Source organism: Falsirhodobacter sp. 20TX0035 (assembly GCF_028307215.1).
GTDB lineage: Bacteria > Pseudomonadota > Alphaproteobacteria > Rhodobacterales > Rhodobacteraceae > Falsirhodobacter.
The window spans coordinates 159244-177145 of sequence record NZ_JAQMHV010000003.1 but is presented as its reverse complement, the minus strand read 5'-3'; the positions used below and the strand labels follow the sequence as shown (position 1 = coordinate 177145).

Annotated in this window: 22 protein-coding genes; 2 read left to right on the top strand and 20 right to left on the bottom strand. The window is 67.5% G+C overall.

The annotated features are described in order from the left end of the window. Positions 1-85: 85 nt before the first annotated feature. From rplI to rpsF, 3 genes are read right to left on the bottom strand one after another with little or no spacing between them, the layout of a single operon-like run. Positions 86-667, bottom strand: coding sequence for a 50S ribosomal protein L9 (rplI, locus tag PIJ50_RS06215; protein ID WP_271973663.1), 582 nt, complete (start codon positions 665-667; stop codon positions 86-88). 10 nt (positions 668-677) lie between these two features. Further along, positions 678-905 carry a 30S ribosomal protein S18 gene (rpsR, locus tag PIJ50_RS06210; RefSeq protein ID WP_136682342.1) on the bottom strand — a complete coding sequence of 76 codons (228 nt, stop codon included), beginning with the start codon at positions 903-905 and terminating at the stop codon, positions 678-680. Positions 906-925: 20 nt separating this feature from the next. After that, a complete protein-coding gene (gene rpsF, locus PIJ50_RS06205; RefSeq protein WP_271973660.1) occupies positions 926-1336 on the bottom strand; it encodes a 30S ribosomal protein S6 in 411 nt (136 codons plus the stop codon). Positions 1337-1599: 263 nt separating this feature from the next. On the opposite strand from rpsF, the gene purB reads away from it, so the two are divergent. Both purB and PIJ50_RS06195 read left to right on the top strand, forming a co-directional pair. Next, positions 1600-2901 (top strand): adenylosuccinate lyase, encoded by a 1302-nt coding sequence (purB, locus tag PIJ50_RS06200; RefSeq protein ID WP_271973658.1) that lies wholly within the window; start codon positions 1600-1602, stop codon positions 2899-2901. Positions 2902-2967: 66 nt separating this feature from the next. Next, the gene (locus PIJ50_RS06195; RefSeq protein WP_271973657.1) at positions 2968-4002 is read left to right on the top strand and encodes a FliG C-terminal domain-containing protein; all 1035 of its coding nucleotides are present in this window, start codon (positions 2968-2970) and stop codon (positions 4000-4002) included. Between the two features lie 228 nt (positions 4003-4230). Here PIJ50_RS06195 and PIJ50_RS06190 read toward each other — a convergent pair whose 3' ends face one another. The 17 genes from PIJ50_RS06190 to PIJ50_RS06110 form a co-directional block, all read right to left on the bottom strand. Beyond that, positions 4231-8073 (bottom strand): baseplate multidomain protein megatron, encoded by a 3843-nt coding sequence (locus PIJ50_RS06190; RefSeq protein ID WP_271973656.1) that lies wholly within the window; start codon positions 8071-8073, stop codon positions 4231-4233. Between the two features lies 1 nt (position 8074). Further along, positions 8075-8497, bottom strand: coding sequence for an NlpC/P60 family protein (locus tag PIJ50_RS06185; protein ID WP_271973655.1), 423 nt, complete (start codon positions 8495-8497; stop codon positions 8075-8077). After that, a complete protein-coding gene (locus PIJ50_RS06180; protein ID WP_271973653.1) occupies positions 8494-9369 on the bottom strand; it encodes a phage/gene transfer agent baseplate hub protein in 876 nt (291 codons plus the stop codon). Before PIJ50_RS06180 ends, PIJ50_RS06185 begins: the two co-directional genes overlap by 4 nt. Then, complete coding sequence (locus PIJ50_RS06175) at positions 9366-9998, bottom strand: DUF2460 domain-containing protein (protein WP_271973651.1); 633 nt, start codon at positions 9996-9998, stop codon at positions 9366-9368. The genes PIJ50_RS06180 and PIJ50_RS06175 overlap by 4 nt, the downstream gene beginning before the upstream one ends. Beyond that, on the bottom strand, positions 9999-10652 hold the full coding sequence (locus PIJ50_RS06170) for an RcGTA-type gene transfer agent tail tape measure protein (protein WP_271973649.1): 654 nt from the start codon (positions 10650-10652) through the stop codon (positions 9999-10001). Beyond that, positions 10630-10848 carry a rcc01693 family protein gene (locus PIJ50_RS06165; RefSeq protein ID WP_271973648.1) on the bottom strand — a complete coding sequence of 73 codons (219 nt, stop codon included), beginning with the start codon at positions 10846-10848 and terminating at the stop codon, positions 10630-10632. The genes PIJ50_RS06170 and PIJ50_RS06165 overlap by 23 nt, the downstream gene beginning before the upstream one ends. After that, the gene (locus tag PIJ50_RS06160) at positions 10845-11147 is read right to left on the bottom strand and encodes a gene transfer agent family protein (RefSeq protein ID WP_271973647.1); all 303 of its coding nucleotides are present in this window, start codon (positions 11145-11147) and stop codon (positions 10845-10847) included. The genes PIJ50_RS06165 and PIJ50_RS06160 overlap by 4 nt, the downstream gene beginning before the upstream one ends. Then, positions 11144-11560, bottom strand: coding sequence for a phage major tail protein, TP901-1 family (locus PIJ50_RS06155; RefSeq protein ID WP_271973645.1), 417 nt, complete (start codon positions 11558-11560; stop codon positions 11144-11146). The genes PIJ50_RS06160 and PIJ50_RS06155 overlap by 4 nt, the downstream gene beginning before the upstream one ends. Beyond that, a complete protein-coding gene (locus PIJ50_RS06150) occupies positions 11561-11959 on the bottom strand; it encodes a DUF3168 domain-containing protein (RefSeq protein ID WP_271973643.1) in 399 nt (132 codons plus the stop codon). Further along, positions 11956-12246, bottom strand: coding sequence for a head-tail adaptor protein (locus PIJ50_RS06145; protein ID WP_271973642.1), 291 nt, complete (start codon positions 12244-12246; stop codon positions 11956-11958). The genes PIJ50_RS06150 and PIJ50_RS06145 overlap by 4 nt, the downstream gene beginning before the upstream one ends. Next, positions 12237-12818 carry a head-tail connector protein gene (locus tag PIJ50_RS06140; RefSeq protein WP_271973641.1) on the bottom strand — a complete coding sequence of 194 codons (582 nt, stop codon included), beginning with the start codon at positions 12816-12818 and terminating at the stop codon, positions 12237-12239. The genes PIJ50_RS06145 and PIJ50_RS06140 overlap by 10 nt, the downstream gene beginning before the upstream one ends. A gap of 98 nt (positions 12819-12916) precedes the next feature. After that, the gene (locus PIJ50_RS06135) at positions 12917-14107 is read right to left on the bottom strand and encodes a phage major capsid protein (RefSeq protein WP_271973640.1); all 1191 of its coding nucleotides are present in this window, start codon (positions 14105-14107) and stop codon (positions 12917-12919) included. Between the two features lie 26 nt (positions 14108-14133). Beyond that, positions 14134-14670, bottom strand: a complete 537-nt coding sequence (locus PIJ50_RS06130; RefSeq protein WP_271973639.1) for an HK97 family phage prohead protease — start codon at positions 14668-14670, stop codon at positions 14134-14136. Between the two features lie 2 nt (positions 14671-14672). Beyond that, positions 14673-14906 (bottom strand): GTA head formation protein, RCAP_rcc01685 family, encoded by a 234-nt coding sequence (locus PIJ50_RS06125; RefSeq protein WP_271973638.1) that lies wholly within the window; start codon positions 14904-14906, stop codon positions 14673-14675. Further along, entirely contained in the window at positions 14903-16069 is a 1167-nt protein-coding gene (locus tag PIJ50_RS06120; protein WP_271973636.1) for a phage portal protein, read from the bottom strand. Before PIJ50_RS06120 ends, PIJ50_RS06125 begins: the two co-directional genes overlap by 4 nt. A gap of 147 nt (positions 16070-16216) precedes the next feature. After that, positions 16217-17560: a DNA-packaging protein gene (locus PIJ50_RS06115; RefSeq protein ID WP_271973634.1), complete on the bottom strand. Its 1344-nt coding sequence runs from the start codon at positions 17558-17560 to the stop codon at positions 16217-16219. Next, positions 17517-17834, bottom strand: a complete 318-nt coding sequence (locus tag PIJ50_RS06110; RefSeq protein ID WP_271973632.1) for a hypothetical protein — start codon at positions 17832-17834, stop codon at positions 17517-17519. Before PIJ50_RS06110 ends, PIJ50_RS06115 begins: the two co-directional genes overlap by 44 nt. Positions 17835-17902 lie beyond the last annotated feature (68 nt).

Genomic DNA, 17902 nt, shown 5'->3' with positions numbered 1-17902 from the left:
AACGCAAATCCGCCGAGGACGTTCCCCCAAATGAAAACCGCGCCCCCGAAGGGACGCGGCAAAAGGCGCAGACCTTTGGACGATCTTAGCGGTTGTCGTCCTCGTCGTCCTGGGCGCCGCCCAGATCGTCGAAGAGTTCCGAGATCTCGAACTCGGCCGCCGCTTCTTCTTCGGCCGCCAGTTCCTGGATCGACTTGCCCGACGCCTGCAGTTCGGCTTCTTCCTGCGAACGTGCGACGTTGATCGACACTTTCACAGACACTTCCGGGTGCAGGACCACGGTCACCGGGTGCAGACCCAGATCCTTGATCGGACGGTCCAGAACGACCAGGCTGCGGTCGATGGTGAAACCGTTGGCCGTGGCCGCGTCGGCCACGTCACGCGTGGTGACCGAACCGTAGAGCGCGCCGGCGTCGGAGGCCGAACGGATGACGATGAACTGCTGGCCGTCCAGCTTTTCACCAACCGCCTCGGCTTCCTTGCGGGTTTCGAGGTTTTCGGTTTCCAGCTGTGCCTTGCGGGCTTCGAACGACTTGATGTTCATGTCGTTGGCGCGCAGCGCCTTGCCTTGCGGCAGCAGGAAGTTGCGGGCGTAGCCGTCCTTGACGGACACGACGTCGCCCATCTGGCCCAGCTTGGCCACGCGTTGCAGAAGGATAACTTGCATCAGTCGATCCTCACTTCACAGCGTAGGGCAGCAGGGCGAGGAAGCGCGCGCGCTTGATCGCTGCGGCCAGCTTGCGCTGGTTCTTGGCCGAAACGGCCGTGATGCGCGACGGCACGATCTTGCCACGCTCGGAGATGTAGCGCTGCAGGGTGCGCGTGTCCTTGTAGTCGATCGCGGGTGCGTTCTCGCCCCCGAACGGATCGACTTTACGACGACGGAAAAACGGTTTGTTCGCCATGTGTCAGGTTCCTTTCAGGATCAACGACGGCCGCCGAAGCCGCCACGGTCGCCACGGTCGCCGCCGCGGTCACCACGGTCGGGGCGGTCGCCACGGCCTTCACGCTCGTCGCGCTTCTGCATCTGGACCGAGGGGCCCTCTTCGTGGGCGTCGACCTTGATGGTCAGAACGCGCATCACGTCGTCATGCAGGCGCATCAGGCGTTCCATTTCCTGCACGGCGGACGACGGCGCGTCCGAACGCAGCAGGGCGTAGTGGCCCTTGCGGTTCTTGTTGATCTTGTAGGCCATCGTCTTGACGCCCCAGTACTCGCTTTCGACGACCTTGCCGCCGTTGTCCGCCAGTACCGTGGAGAAGTGTTCGACAAGGCCTTCGGCCTGCGCGTTGGACAGGTCCTGGCGCGAGATGAAGACATGCTCGTAAAGCGGCATGTGCACTCCTGTTCAGGGCGCATTTCATAGGACGGGCTTGGCCTTTCCGCGACCCGTCCACGAGAGGCTGCGCCGGTTATCCGTGAATGCGGAAAGGAAGCCGCGTTATACACGCATTCCCCGTTGCCGCAAGGGTCCGCGGCAGCGGCGCGCGCCGAATGTGCCCCCTTGGGGGCGCGTGAGGCGCGCGCCCTTCCCCGTTGCCAGATTTGCCCCCGCAGCGTAAGGGATCGCGCAATCCCCGTGCAAGGAAGGCCCAAGCGATGATCCCACGCTATTCCCGCCCCGACATGGTCGCCATCTGGTCGCCCGAGACGAAATTCCGCATCTGGTACGAGATCGAGGCCCATGCCTGCGACGCGCAGGCCGATCTGGGCGTGATCCCGCGCGAGAATGCCGACGCCGTCTGGCGCGCGAAGGATGTCGAGTTCGACGTGGCCCGCATCGACGAGATCGAGGCCGTCACGAAACACGACGTCATCGCCTTCCTGACGCATCTGGCGGAACATGTGGGTTCGGACGACGCGCGCTTCGTGCATCAGGGCATGACATCCTCGGACGTGCTGGACACGACGCTGAACGTGCAGCTGGTGCGCGCCTCGGACCTGCTGCTGGCCGGCATGGACCGCGTTCTGGCCGCGCTGAAGACCCGCGCGCATGAACACAAGGACACCGTCCGTATCGGCCGTTCGCACGGCATCCACGCCGAACCGACCACGATGGGCCTGACCTTCGCCCGGTTTTACGCCGAGATGGCGCGCGGCCGCACCCGTCTGGAAGCCGCACGCGAGGAGATCCGCACTGGCGCCATTTCCGGCGCCGTCGGCACCTTCGCCAACATCGACCCGGCGGTCGAGGAACATGTCTGCGCCAAGATGGGCCTGATCCCCGAGCCGATCAGCACGCAGGTCATCCCGCGCGACCGTCACGCCATGTTCTTCGCCGTGTTGGGCGTGATCGCGTCCTCGATCGAGAACATCGCGATCGAGATCCGCCACATGCAGCGGACCGAGGTGCTGGAGGCGGAGGAGTTCTTCTCTCCCGGCCAGAAAGGCTCCTCGGCCATGCCGCACAAGCGCAACCCGGTGCTGACGGAGAACCTGACGGGTCTGGCCCGTCTGGTCCGCATGTCGGTGATCCCGGCGCTGGAGAACGTGGCCCTGTGGCATGAACGCGACATCAGCCATTCCTCGGTCGAACGCGCCATCGGGCCGGACACCACCATCACGCTGGACTTCGCGCTGCACCGTCTGGCGAGCGTGATCGAGAAGCTGGTGATCTACCCCGACAACATGCTGACCAACATGAACAAGTTCCGCGGTCTGGTGATGAGCCAGCGCGTGCTGCTGGCCCTGACGCAGGCGGGCGTGTCGCGCGAGGACAGCTATCGCCTTGTCCAGCGCAACGCGATGAAGGTCTGGGAACAGGGCGCCGACTTCAAGACCGAGCTTCTGGGCGATTCGGAGGTTCTGGCCGCCCTTTCGCCGGCCGAAATCGAGGAGAAGTTCGACCTCTGCTATCACACGAAGCACGTGGACACGATCTTCAAGCGCGTGTTCGGGTAAGCCCGGAGCTAACCCGCTGTTAAGACGTGGCTGACATTCTGCCCCCGAAAAGACGAAGGGGGCAGAATGTCTCAGGCCTTGGCACAGATCCAACCGGCGCAGCGCGCCGTGCGCGTGCTGCCGCGCGCGCTGACGAAACGCCAGAAGGCCGCCGTGATCGTGAGGTTGCTGCTGTCCGAAGGCAGCCCCATCCCCATCACCGCTCTGCCCGAAGACATGCAGGCCGACCTGACGGAAGAGATGGGGCAGCTGCGGCTGGTGGACCGCGAAACCCTTGATGCCGTGGTGGTGGAGTTCGTGTCCGAGCTGGAAGGCGTCGGCCTCGCCTTTCCCGGCGGCATGGAAGGCGCGCTGAAGGCGATGGACGGGCACATTTCCTCGGAAGCCGCCAGCCGTCTGCGTCGCGCGGGCGCGGGCCCAGCCGATCCGTGGGAACGCCTGAACGCCCTTCCCCCCGACAAGCTGCTGCCCGTGCTGGAGGAGGAGGCCGTCGAGGTCGCCGCCGTCGTCATTTCGAAGCTGCCCATCGCCCGTGCGGCGGAACTGCTGGGCAAGCTGCCGGGCGAACGCGCGCGCCGTGTCGCCTATGCCGTGTCGCAGACCGGGAACGTGGACCCGGCCACCGTGCGTCGCATCGGACAGACCATCGCCCAGCAGCTGGACGCCGAACCCCCGCGCGCCTTTGACAGCAAGCCCGGCGAACGGGTGGGCGCGATCCTGAACGTGGCGCGCAGCCACACGCGCGAGGATGTTCTGGCCGGTCTGGACGCCGAGGACGCCGTCTTCTCGGCCGAGGTGCGCAAGGCGATCTTCACCTTCGCCCATGTGCCCGCCCGCGTCGCCCCGATCGACGTGCCCAAGGTCATGCGCGTCGTGGACCAAGGCCTGATGGTCACCGCCATGGCCGCCATGCCCGAGGTGGGGGAGTTCCTTCTGTCCCACCTGTCGCAGCGGCTGGCGCAGACCTTCCGCGACGAGATCGCGGACCGAGGTGTTCCCCATGAAAAGGACGGCGAGGCCGCGATGGCCGCCGTGATCGACGGAATCCGCCGCGCCGAGAAGGCGCGGGAGATCGCGCTGATTCAGTCCGAGGAAGGATAAGCCCCGGCAAGGGCCGCGATCAGGAAAGTGGCGTGCTTCAGGTTCTTGGCCAAAGCGCGTCAAGGAACAGGAAGCACATCGCGGCGGCCGAGCTTTGCCATGCTCCATGACGCAAGGCGGCCCGTTCCCGGACGCCCCTTCGTTACAACCAACTCCGGCGGATCATGTGCCCTCGCTTTGACAGGACCGAGGGCGTCATGCCACCCTGTGATGGACGCGCAACCGCCTCTAGATCGGGACGGTGGTGAAGGGCCCCGGCCCAAACCGGTCCGACACCTGCGCCACCGCCAACGTCCCGGTCCCCACCCCATCCGCGCTGCGCATCACGGCGGTGTAGGTCCATTCCGGCGACGAGACGATCACCTCCCGCACGATCTGGTCGTTGGCGATGACGCGGATCATGTAGGTTTCCGCCGCTTCGCCCAGCGGCACTTCGTAGGACTCCCAACTGTCCCCGTCGATCCGCGTGCGCCGCACCCACGTCGCCTTCACATCTCCCGTGCCGGTCACACGCAGATGGCAGGGGGCGTAGGGGCGCAGCCCCACTCCCCCGAAGGCCCGCACCTCGTGCACCGCCGTGGGGTCGTCATACCCGCGCACCGCCGGAACGACGCGGTAGTGCCGCGCTAGGTTGCGCGAGGAGGTGGGCATCGCCACCTGCGCCAGCGCCTCGTCCAGCAGCACGACATAGCTGCCCGCCGGCCAGCCTTCGGGCGGGATGACACCGTCCGTCCCAGCCTGGCCCCGCAGGCGCAGGCTCAGGTCATAGGTCCCCTTGTCCACCAGCGTCGCCTTGACGAACTGGAACACCTCCCATGTCTGGCCGTCGCCGATGGCCATGGCGTTCGCCCCGTTCAGAACCTCCAGCTCCGAGGCGGAGGTCAGCGCGCCGCCAAAGACCTTCACGCGCAGCGGCTCCGACCGGTCCCACAGGTCCGATCGCGCCGCACCCAGTGCGCCCTCGGTCACGCCGATCACGGCCGCGTCCTCCACCTGGGTGTTGAGGGTGTAGCCCGCATCCTGTGCCGCGCTCCAGATCGCGACGCGGCCCGGCCATGGGGTGGCGGTGACGGCGACGTGGGGCGCATGCTCCACCTCGTCCCCGCGCAGCAAGGGCAGGTCCAGGAACAGCGGGAAGGTCGGCACCGGGGCCACGAAGGCCTGCGGAACGATCCGCTCCTCCACCATGTCGGAGGGGGCATAGACATGCGGCTCCACCCGCGTCGCCTCGACCAGCTGGACGTCGCCCTTATCCAGACGGTCGATCCGCCACAGCGCGTCGTTCAGCGTGACGACATCACCCGCCCCCACATCCACCGAATGGGGCAGCGCGAACCGCGCCGTGTCACGGGCCACCCGCGCCTCGGCCAGCCAGCGTTCGGCCACGCCGCGCCCTTCGGCCGCAGTCAGCACCATGGGCAGGTCGGTTTGCGACACGGACACCGTGCGTTCATCCGGGAAGATCGCCTCGGCATGACGGCTGCCGTAATCGCCCTCGGCCTCGGTGAAGGCCACACGGACATGGCCCGCCATCTCCGCCTCGGTGGCGCGGGCGGTTTCCAGCGCGCCCTCTAGTTCCGCGCTCACCGCCAGACGGTCCGCGTCCAGCGTCCGCCGGCTGATCCCGTCCCGCATGCGGAAGACAAGGCGCCCGTCCCGCTCCATCGCCTCGAACCCGTGGGTCAGCATCAGCGGCTGAAGGGCGGCGCGGGCATGGCCAATCTGCTCCACCGCATAGCCGCGCGTGATGCCGTACAGCTCCGACGTGTCCGCCTCCACGCCGGAACGCGCGCAGATCTCCTTCACCACCTGCGCCAGCGGCTGGGACGCGGCACGCCCGTTCAGCCAGTGCCCGCGCGGATAGTTGTCCCCGTCCGACCACAGATCGACAAGGTTCGGGAAGGCCGGGAACGGTCGCGCGTCCCAGGCCCAGACATGCGCGTGATCCATGTCCACCATCGGCTTGCCGTAAAGCATCGACAAAGGGTTGTTCTCCACCTCTCCCCAGAATTCGGCCATGGCGCGCAGATACTGCATCTGGATCAGGTCGTCCCGACGTCCGTCCGACGCCCGCGGCAGGACGGACTCCGAGGATTTGGGATCCAGGAACTTGTTCGGCTCGTTCGTGCCGCGGTCGATGGCGGCACAGCCGTATTCCGTGAAGCGGATCGGCTTCGACTGCGGCTTCCACGCCGTGGGCACAGCCGACCGTACCCCATCACGACGCTCATGATGCTCCTGCGACCACCAGTTGCGGATGTCCTTGTTGCGGAACACCCACGGCTCATCGAAGGCACCATCCGTGATGGGCGTGCGCCTTTGGGCCGCCAACCCTTCGGGGCTGTCGTAATACCAATCATACCCCTCCCCCCCGGCGATGTTGGCCTTGAGGTAGTCGAGGTTGTAGGTCGACCCCCAGCGCGCATCGGCATGATCCTGACCATCGCGCCAGTCCGACAGCGGCATGTAGTTGTCGATCCCCACGAAATCGATCGCCGGGTCGGCCCAAAGCGGGTCGAGGTGGAAGTACACGTTGCCATCCGCGTGATAGCCGAAATACTCGCTCCAGTCCGCAGCATAGCTGATCTTGGCGTCGGGCAGAATGGCGCGAACCTCGTCCGCCAGCCGACGCAGTTGCTCCACCGCAGGGAAGCTGTCATCCGCGCCACGAACTTGGGTCAGGGACCGCATCTCGGACCCAATGCAGAACGCGTCCACGCCGCCCGCCTTCGCGCAAAGATGCGCGTAATGCAGGATGAACCGGCGATAGCGCCACTCGTTGGGGCCCGAATACGATGTGCCGTCAAAATCCTTGGCTTCCGCCGCCCCGAAGAACGCCTCGACCTCGGCTTCCGCCGCGGCCGTCCGATCGGGTGACCCTGCCTGACCCGGGGCCAGCGAGGTCGTGATCCGCCCCCGCCAGGGCAGCACGGCCTGCCCCGTTCCCCCGCTCCAAGGATCGGGCAGCGTATTGCCCGCCACCTGCTCCATCAGGATGAAGGGATAGAACATCACCTCGCGCCCGCTGGCCCGGGTGGCGCGGATCGCCTCGATCACGGACTCGTCCGTCGGCGTGCCGCCATAGACGGGCCGCCCTGCCTCGGTCGGCACCGTGCGGGCACGCGACCGCGTCAGCCCCGCAACCTTCCACTTCATGTTCTCGGCGTCGATCCGCGTCTGTTCCACCTTCGGCGCGATCTCGCACGCGCCGCAGCGCAGGTCGGACCCGAACCACGACACCACCAGCGACACCGACCCCGCCTGCGGCAGCTCCGCCCCCAGCTGATCCAGCGAGGTTTCCAAGTCCGACCGACCCGAGGGCGTGTTGACGTTCACCGCCTCATACGCGCCCAGACCGTGGTTCTGGCGCACATGCGTGGTCGCCAGCGAATACTCCCCCGTCCCCGGGATCAACGCGACCGCCTTCACCGCGTTCTGCAACGTCAGCCCGTCCGAGGCGCGCAGCACCTCGAAGCTGAACTGCGGCACACGATTGCCATAGGCTGACAGCATCAGATCCTCGATCACCACATAGGCGATGCCGCGATAGGCCGGGGCCATGCCCTGCCCCTCCACCGCCTCGATCTTGGCATCGGGCAGCTGGTCCGCCGATCCGGTATAGACGCGCATCGTCAGGTCCGCCGGCACGATCTCCACCCCATCGGCCCAGATGCGGCCCACGGTCGAAATCTCCCCCTCGCACAGCGCGATCGCCAGGCTGACCGAGTACGAGTACTGCGTCACCTTCTGCTGCTTCGCGCCCTTGCCCCCGGCCGAGCTGCTCTTCTTGTGCTCCTTGAAACGAGTGGCCCAGATGACCTGCCCCGCCAAGCGTGTCCGGCCGTAAAGCTGCGGGATGGCGGCGCCCTCGCTGGCGCCCATGATGCGGTAGCGGTCCAGCTTTCCCGCCTCCACGACCGAGGATCCGCTGCCGAAGATGCGCTGGTCGATCACCTGGCCCAAGGTGGCCCCGACCGCCCGCCCGATGACGGCGCCGGACAGGCCCAAGACGGCACCGCCGAAGCTGCCGCCAATGGCGGCACCGGCCGATGCAAGCAGAAGGGTGGCCATGTCAGATCCTTTCGGGAAACGCGAAGCGGGCCACGAGACGGCTCGCCCAAGGGGTCGAAAGCGGGCTCTCGATCACGCCATGCCCCGTATAGGCATGGATGAACCGGGCCTCGCCGCTGAAGATGCCAAGATGCTTGGCCACGCTGTTGGCGCGCATACGGAACAGAAGCACATCGCCGGTCCGCGGGATAAGGTCGGCCTGCGGAACAAGCCACCGCCGCGCCGCGCGCCACAGGACCTCATCGCCCGAAGGCTCGGACCAGTCGGCGGTATAGGGCGGAACCGTTTCCGGCTCCGCCCCCAGAACATGACGCCAGACCCCCCGCACCAGCCCCAGACAGTCGGTGCCCGCACTGCGGGTGTCGGCCTGATGCAGATAGGGCGTGCCGATCCAGCGCCGCGCCTCGGTTACGTAGGGGTTCATCGGAACAGGCTCCCCCCGTCATGGGGCGATCCGGAGGTCGGGTATGACGCCAACCAGTCCTCGCCCGGAATATGAGGAAAGCCCTGGAAGTTCGTCAGGTTGGCGAACTTCAGCCGGCACGTCTCGAACCGCCGATCACACCCCGTCTCAATCCGGACACGGTCGCCCGGGGCAACGGAAGGACCCAGCGCCTGCCACAACTCCACCCACCGCCCGTCCGCCTCCAGACGGTCGTTCTTCACGACGCCGATCACCCCTTCGGCCGAACCGCTCAGGACGAGGAAACGCCCCCGTTCGAACCATCTGTCGTCAAAGGCGGAAAGAGAACTAAAAGTGAACACGCGCCGATCCTCGACCGCTTCCACCTCCACCTCGGCGGCATAGCCCGTTTTTGCCAGATCCACCCCGCAGGCCCGATCCCCCAGAACGGCGGAACAGCCCCGCTGGAAGACCCGCCCCTGCGGCTGGTTCAGCAGATCGGCCAAGCCGCGAAGCTCCGCCTGAAAGGCGCCGCCTGCGCGGGTGATGTCGCCGATCTGCCCCCGGAACTCCAACCGGCGCTGGGCCACATCCGCCCAGTTCACCAGCCAGCAGCGCACCTCAGCCCCGTCATAACGGCCGGCCAGAATGTCCACCTCGGTCACGCCGCCATCAGTCAGCGCGCCCACGGCCTCGCTGTTGTCCACCGACAGGCCCGTGGACTGCTGCAACGCCCGCGCCGTCACCCCGGTCGAGGCAAGAAATACCACCCCCTCAAACGCCAGATCGCGGTCGTGATCGGTAAAACCCAGCGTCACGCCGTCCCGCCGCGTCACGGCCCAGGCTCGGCACGTCGTCGTGGCGCCCAGCGCCAGATGCTCGGACAGGCTCATACCCGCACCTCCACGATCGGCACGTTCGGCACCTCCCCCGCCTGGAATGAGGACACCGAGGTCTGGATGCGGTCCGTGTCGAACCGCACCGGCACGTCGAACTCGAACCCGGCCCGGATCTCGGCCCCCACGGCCGGCGCCACGGCAAAGGTGATGGTGCCTTTCTGTGCATCGGCCGTGAAATCCAGCCCGGCCACCTTCACGTCCCCGCCCAGCGCCACCTGCACCGTGCCCTCCACCAGCTTGGAGATCACGCGGTCATAGCTCTGCGCGCCCGAGGTGTAGGTCTTCATCAGCTGGAACGTCACCGACTGCCCGTCCCCGCGCGCGACGAACTGATCGCGCGGCCCGACGGTGCCTGACGGCAGGCACGACTTGAAGTCCGCCCAGTCCTTCCAGCGAAACCCGTGCAGTCGCCCCTGACGCGCCTCAAAGAACGCGATCAGCGCGGCCACGTCGTCCAAGGACCGCAGCCCCACCCCCGCGTCATAATACCGCCGCGCATGCGCCCAGGGAGAGTTCCGCTCCTCGAACCCGTTGGCCAGCGTCACGATGTCCGTGCGCCGCTCCGGCCCGCCCACCGATCCGAACGAAAGGTTCGCCGGAAACCGTATCTCGTGAAATGCCATCTACCTGTTCCTCTGCCCGCGCGACAGCGCCCGGCTGACCTGCGCCGCGATCTGCACCTGGCTGCGCTGGAAGCCCGCCACATCGGGCGAGCTCACGTTCATGGTGATGTTGACGGCCCGCCCCCCGCCTTGCGACGCCACGCCCAGCCGCCCGTCGGCCCCGCGCGTCAGCGGCATGATTGCTTCCGGTCCCGCCTCTCCCATCAGGCCCGTCGCCCCCCGCATGGGAAACGTCACCGGAGAGGAGACGACACCCCCCTTGGCGAACGGCATCACCCGCCCCTGGCTGAAGGCGCCGCCCTTGGCAAAGGGCATGGCCCCGCCCATCAATGCGTTCATCCCACCGGTGATGAGAGATCCCATCGCCGTCTCCACCGGCTTCGTCGCCGTCTTGTAAACCGCCTGCGTGATGGACTGCCCGATGGACTTCAACGCGGTCGACAGCTTGTCGCCGTCAAAGACCAGCCCGTTGAACGCGTTCCGGACGCCGCCGCCGATGCTGCTCGACAACCGCTCGGCCTCGCGGCCGGTGAAGGTCATTGTCTCGCGCATCCGCGACAGTTCCCCCTCGAACGTGCCCACCATCCCGGACACCGACCCGAGGGTCGATTCCAGCGCGATCACCTGCTCCTCAAGATCCTCGATCTTGGCCAAGGTCGTCTCCTTTGTCGGGGAAAGCGCGGGCCAGTTCCTCCAGCCGCGCGCGGGAAAGCGGGGCCGCCTGCTCGGCCCCCAGCATGATCCGCAGTTCCAGGGGTGTCAGGCGCCAGAACTGGTTCGGTTGCAGGCCCAGACCGTGCAGTCCCGCCCGCATCAGGCCCGGCCAATCCATCCGCGTCGGGGCGATCATGGCAGGGCGAACGCCCGCGCCAGAAGCAGCGCCGCCGATCGCGCCGCCTCGGCAGGCGCGATCTCCGCCGTCATCAGGTCGGACGCGTGCCCCGACCACCCACCACCACGCAAACCGGCCACAACCACGGCCAGCACGTCACGGGTGGTGAAGCGTCCCTCCTCGAACCGCTGGATCAGCGCGATCAGGCTGTCGGCCTGCAACACGTCCTCCAGCTCCGCCAAGGCCCCCAATGTCAGCTTGGCCACGTGGCGCTGCCCATCGATGACCAGCGCCACCTCTCCGGCAAACGGGTTCATGCCAGCGCCGTGAATGTCAGCGCCCCGGCCGAGGCCATGGTCATCTCGTACGTCGCCTCGCCGTTATGGCTGCCGGCGTATTCGATCGCCGTGATCATGAACGCGCCCTGCACCACCCCGAACCCGGGGATGATGACCTGGAAGTTCGGAACCTCGCCGTCAAAGAAGATCTGGCGCGCGCGTTCATCCGTCGCCGCATCCCGGAACACGCCCGAACCGGACAGGGCGGCCGAGCGCACACCGGCCCCGCCCAGCAACTCCCGCCAGCCGCCAGCGCTTTCCAGGCTCGTGACATCCACCGTCTCGGCGTTGAAGCTGATACGCGACGCGCGCAGCCCCGCCACGGTCTCGAACTGCCCGTCGCCCGTCATGTCCAGCTTGATCAGCAGGTCTTTTCCGTTCTGAACGGCCATCTACGCCTCTCCTGTGCTGTCTTCGACCCTCGCACGGAAGGTCAGGTCGATGCGGCGTGTGCGCCCGGCGTCCTCGCGCCGCGCCACCGCCCGGTCGAACCACAGGGCCGCGATCCGGCCCCGCGTCATCTGCATCGGCGCGGCCAGGGCGTCGCAGATCGCGCCCGCCACCCCTTTGGCCCGCAGGAATCCCTCGGCGTCGGACCGGACGGTCAGCACCAGCCGATGCTCGGCGCCCGCACCGCTCTTGTCCGAACGGTCCCGCACATCCTCCGGTCCGATCAGGACCCAAGTCCCCGGCTCCCCGTCCGGCGCGGCGTCCAGAACCGGCACATCCAGCGCCGCCGTCAAACGCCCGTGGATCGCGGCCTGAAGTGCCGCCGCAGTGGTGTAGCTCACAGCACGCCCTCCGCATGGCAGGTCAGGATCCGGTCCTCCTCGGTCACACCAAGGATGGGGAATACGCGCTCGCCCACTCGAAACCGCTGCCCCGTCACGGGGCGCGAGGGCGCGCCCACGGCCGCCGCCCGTACGCGAACCTTCAGGGCCACCACGCCGTCCTTGACCGCACCCGCCTGAACATCCGCCCAAAGCGTGCCCAGCGCGCTCCAGGTCCGGCTGCGGCCGCCGGCACCGTCTGGCGCATCCACCGGCGCCTCCAGCACCAGCGCACGGTTCATCCGCATACCGCACCCCCCAGCAGGCGCACGATCCGCCACCGCTCGATCAGGGTCGCAACCTGCATCGGCAAGGCCGACACGCGCAGCCCGGCCTCGTGGCGCACCTCGTAATATTCCGCCGCCAGCAGCATCACCGCCTGCGCCAGATCCGCCGGCACCGCCTCCCACGCGCCGAAGCCCGCGGTGAACACGACCTCCGCGCTTTTCCCCTCGGGGATCACCGGCAGACCTGAACGGCCCACAAGGCGCGGACGATGCATGTCCTCCGCCAGCCACCAAGCGGCAGAGGCAACCTCCACCCCGCCCACGCGCAGCGCCTGAACCGACGCGACCGGCGCCAAGGGCAGCGCCTGCGACATCCCGTCCCGCCAGTGCCCCAGCACCAGGCGGAACGACCGCGCGATCAGCGCCTTCCCGGTCCGGCCCTCGATCGTGGCCAGTGCCGCGCGCAGATGGCTTTCCACCAGACGGTCCTGCAAGCCGTCATCCGCAAATCCGGTGCCCAGCCGCAGATGCTCCTTCAGCGCGGCGATGGGCAGCGCGTCGGCGGCGACGGGGCTCTCCTCGATCAGGTTCATCGCAACTCCTCGAAAATGAAAGGGGGGCGCCGCCGCCGCACCGCTCGAACGGAGGGGACAGCTGGAAAGCACGGTGGCGGCGCCCATTCACGAACCTCTTACGAGGTCGCGAATTTCAGCAGCTTGATCGCCGCGTAATCGGTGACGTTGCCGCCCACGCGCTTGGTGGCATAGAACAGCACGTGCGGCTTGGCCGAGAAGGGATCGCGCAGCAGGCGCAGGTCCGGACGCTCGGCGATGGTGTAGCCGGCCGCGAAATCACCGAAGGCGACGGCAAAGGCGTTGGCCGCGATGTCCGGCATGTCCTCGCAGATCAGGACCGGATAGCCCATCAGGTGCGCCGGCTGACCGGCGGCCAGACCGTCCGACCACAGGAAGCGGCCATCCGCGTCCTTCATCTTGCGCACGGCCCCGGCGGTCTTCGAGTTCATGACGAAGTTCGCGTTCGCCCGGTACTGCGCCTGCAGCGAATAGACCAGGTTCACGATGCAATCGGCCGGATTGGTCGACGCGAAGTCCGATGCCGCGCCCGAGGTGACGTAACCGAGGCTGCCCCACGTCCACGAGGCGTTGGCCACCTTCGCCGCCGTCAGGAAGCCCGTCGGCTTGTCCACGCCGTCGCCCGACACGAAGGCCGCCGATTCCGCACGCATGAAGCGCGTGGCGATCTTGCCGGCCAGCCAGCCTTCCACGTCGAAGGCGCTGTCGTCCAGCAGGCGCTGGCTCGCCTTCGGCATGGCCGACAGCTCGTGCAGCCGGATGGAGATGCGCTCGATCGCCGGCGTTGCCGTCTCGGTCAGACCGGCCGTCTCGGTCGCCCAGCCCGAACCCACTTCCGAACGGTCGATCAGCACGTCATAGGAGCTGGCCTCCACGTTCACCACATTGGCGATGGCGCGGATCGACGCGGTGGACACCAGCATCGAACGGATCGTCTCCGCCGTGCGCGGATCGACCAGATAGCCGCCATCCGCCGCAACCGAAGTGCTCAGCGCCTTGCCTTCCAGCGTCAGGCCACGCAGCCCGTCATCGTCGCCCGAACGCAGATAGGCGTTGAACGCCTTCTGATGCGGCACCTCGACCTCGGCGGCGGTGGAAAGGGCCGGGCGGCCATAGGACATCGTCTTGGCGTTCAGCATGGTCAGTCGCTCTTCCTGTTTCTGCAGCGATTTCGATACGTCGGTCTTGAAACCCTTGAGTTCACTGATGAACCCGCTCATGGCCGCAGCCATCTCGGACGCCGGATCGTCCGGCATGCCGCCTCCGGTCCGGGACTTCGTCTCGGTCATTTCACCCTCCATTGTCGTGAAAATCGTCAGCGCGCGGCGATCTCGGCCGTCGCCTCGCGGATCACGGCGGCGATCTGGCGCCAGCCGTGGACATCGTCGCTCTTGGCCTGCACGCGGGCCTCCATCTGCATGGGGAAGGTCACAAGCGACACCTCCCACAGATCCAGCTCCGCAAGCTGCCGACCCTTGGCATCCCGTTCGGCCCGCACGGTGCGGTACCCGATGGACAGCCCGTCGATGGCCCCTGCATCGAGCAAGGCGATGGCCTCGCGGCCCCGGGCCACGTCGGGCAGGATCCGGCCCTTCACGAACAGGCCCGTGGCGTCCTCGCGCACCTCGTCCCAGACGCCGATGGGCTCGCCCGCGTCGTGCTGCCACAGCATCTTCACGCGCCGGTCACCCAGACGCGCCAGGCTGCCGCCATAGGCGCCGGGCAGAACCACGTCGCCCCCCTGATCGCGCAACCCGAACCGCGAGGCATAGCCCTCGATCACGCCGCCCCGCACCTCCAGCGTGCCGGTGGCGTGGAACTTGCGCTCGGGCGCTCCATGAAATCCGTTCATCCTCACCTCATCGCCGATTGGATCAGCGCTTCCGCCCCTTGCGTCAGCAGAAACGCCGCGACACCGTAAACACCCAGCCAGACGCGCCGCTCCAGCCGGTCCAGCGTGCCCTCGATCTGGACAAGGCGGTATTCCAGCCCGGTCCAGCGTTGCTCGGACACGCGCTCGTTCGCCTCGATGCGCGCCGAAGCCGCATCGAAACTGTCGTACAAGAAGCGCGATCCGGTTTCCCTCATTCCTCCGGAACCCTCGGAAGCCCCAGAAGCATCCGCTTCTCGGCCACGGTCAGAAAGTCGGCCTCGCCCACACGCGCCCATTGCTGATCACGCTCCGCGGCCAAGGCCGGCACCTGGTCCAGATCCGGCCGCAACTCGACCTCCTCGCCCGAAAACGACGACAGCCAGTGCGACACCGCCGCCGCCACCTTTGCCGCCAAGGGCAGAACCGTCAGCCGATAGAATGCACGGTTCGCCTCCTGATAATTGGCATAGGTCGCATCCCCCGGGATGCCCAGGATCATGGGCGGCACGCCAAATGCGATGGCGATCTCGCGCGCCGCCGCCAGCTTCGTCTCGTGGAACTCCATGTCCGACGGGCTGAACCCCATCGGCTTCCAATCAAGCCCGCCTTCCAGAAGCATCGGCCGCCCGGCATTGCGCGCGCCCTGATGGTTCATCTCGATCTCGGTCACCAGCCGGTCGTACTGGTCCGTCGACAGCGCGCCCTGCCCGTCCACGCCCTTGTAGATGATCGCCCCCGACGGCCGCGCCGCATTGTCCAGCAACGCCTTCGACCAGCGCGAGGCCGAGTTGTGGACATCCAGCGCCACCGCCGCCGCCTGCATCGGCGACAACCCGTAATGATCGTCCTGGGGGTGGAAGCTCTTGATGTGGCAGATCGGCTGGAAGCCCCCCGTCATGTCAAACCGCAGGCTCCGCCCCGCCACGGTATAGTCATAGGCCACCGGCCACCCGTCCGGCCCCGGCACCAAGCTCATGCGGTCCGACCGCAGAACGTGCAGCTCGCCCGGCAGCAGCGCCCCCGGCACCGCCTCCAGATAGGCGTTGCCGGACAGCAGAAGCTGCGCGTACAGCGCCTCGAACCACTCGGCCCGTCCCATCGCCGCATTCGGACGGCGCATCAGGTCCAGAACCGGATGCAGGTCATACCGGCGCTCCGCATCCTGCAATACCATCGGCAACGCCGCCGCCGCCTCCGAGATCAGCTTCACCGCCCGGAACGCGATCGGGTTCGCCTGGAACCCGGTCTTCGTCAGGCTCACCGTGTCGCGCGGGCTCCACGCCACGCGCCCCGAACTCTGATACGAGATCACGGGCCCGGTGGCCGAGGCCTTCGCCTCCGGCACCTGCGCCGCGCCCCGCTTCAGGAAATCGAACATCCGCACCTCCATCCGGGCAAGCCGCCTCCGGTCCGCGCCAAGGGGGCGCGGCCGCTTCGTCTTCGTTGTCAGAACCGGACTTCCTTGTCCGTTGAAGGCAATCTACGGCGAAAGCGTTAACGCCGCTTAATACCTCCGCGCGGTGCCCTACAGCCCCCGGATCTGCGGGCGGCGATACACCGAGGAAGGCTCCACCATCAGCTCCCACACCGCCCAGACAAGCGCATCCACCCGGTCGGGCGACCCCTTCCCGTCATAGCCGCGCACCGTCATGCGGCACATCTGGTCCTCCAGCCGCGCAAGGCCCCGCAGGTGCTTTACCCGCCCCTGCTCATACAGCGCGGCGATCGGCTCCGCCCGCGCCACCTTGCCCTTGGTCGCGCGCACCGCGCGGAACGGCACCAGCGGATCGATCTGCCGAATCACGGTTTCCACCAGATCGCCGCCCTGGTTCACCTCCGCCACCAGCCGGTCCGCCCCGTGCCGCTCCATCGCCGCCAAAGCCGCCCGCGCCCAGGCGTCCGGGCTCGCCGCCGTCACGCTGGCATCCTCCAGCACCACCGCGCGCCAGTTCTGCGGCGGCCCCTCCGTCACCGCGCCAACAACGACGATCCCGCACTCATCCGACCCCGCATGCCCCGTCACGGGCGGATCTACCGCCACCACGATCCGGTCCAGCTTCGGCGCCCGGTCCAGCCGGCCCGCCTCCAGCGCCGGTGTCGTCCACAAGGCCCCCTCCACATCCTCCAGCAACACCCCGTCCAGCTCCTGCCGGCCCAACCGCGTGCCCTCGTAACGCGCCCGCACCTCCTCCAGAAAGCTTGCCGCCAGATAAGCGCGGTTCGCCTCGGTCGGCGCATGGGTCACCACGGTCGACGGGTTCTTCAGGATCGTCTTCAGCACGCCCACGTTGCGCGGCGTCGTCGTGATCACCTGCCGCGGATGATCCCCCAGCCGCAGCGCAAATTGCAGCATGTCCCAGGTCTCCTCCGCCTTCTTCCACTTCGCCAGCTCGTCCACCCAGGCCGCATCGAACTGCGGCCCGCGCAAACTCTCCGGCTCATGCGCCGAAAACACCTGAGCCACCGCCCCGTTCGGCCAGACAAGCCGCCGCCGCCCCGCCTCCCACACGGGCCGCCGGTCGGGCGGGCAGCAGGCAAGGATCCCGCTTTCCCCGAACACCATCACCTCGCGCACCTGGTCGATCGTCTCCCCTACCAGCGCCACGCGATGCGACCGGCCCGGATCCAGCGGCCGCGCCCCTTCCACCTCCGCCCGCACCCATTCGGACCCGGCGCGGGTCTTCCCCGCCCCGCGCCCCCCCATGATCACCCAGCTCTTCCACGCGCCATCGGGCGGCAGCTGATGCGCCAGCGCCCAGAACTCGAACAGCCACGGCAACGCCATCAGCGCATTGTCCCCCAGACCTTCCAGAAAGGCATCCACCTCATCCTGCGCCGCGGAGGCGAGCCAGCCGGCGCCCGATCTCATCGCGTGCGGCGTCAAGGTCGAGGGCGTATTCGTTGACGACGCCGCCGGCCTGCTTGCGAAGTTTCTCAACCCGTGTCCTTTCTTCCATCACCATCTGGAACGCGGCGCGCAGATCCTTCATTGCCCGCATCGCTCCCGCCACTTCTCCCATGTCGCCCTCGCTGACTCGGCGCGTGGCCACGGCCAGCTCCTCGGCAACCTCGCGATACAGCCTCTCAGTCTCCGCAAGCAGATCCACTCGCGAAGCTTCTCCGATGGAGAGATCCATGTTCATGCCCGTCCCGCCTCTCATGCTGCCCGCACGAGCCAACGAAAAAACGGCCCGCGGGTCACCCCCGAGGC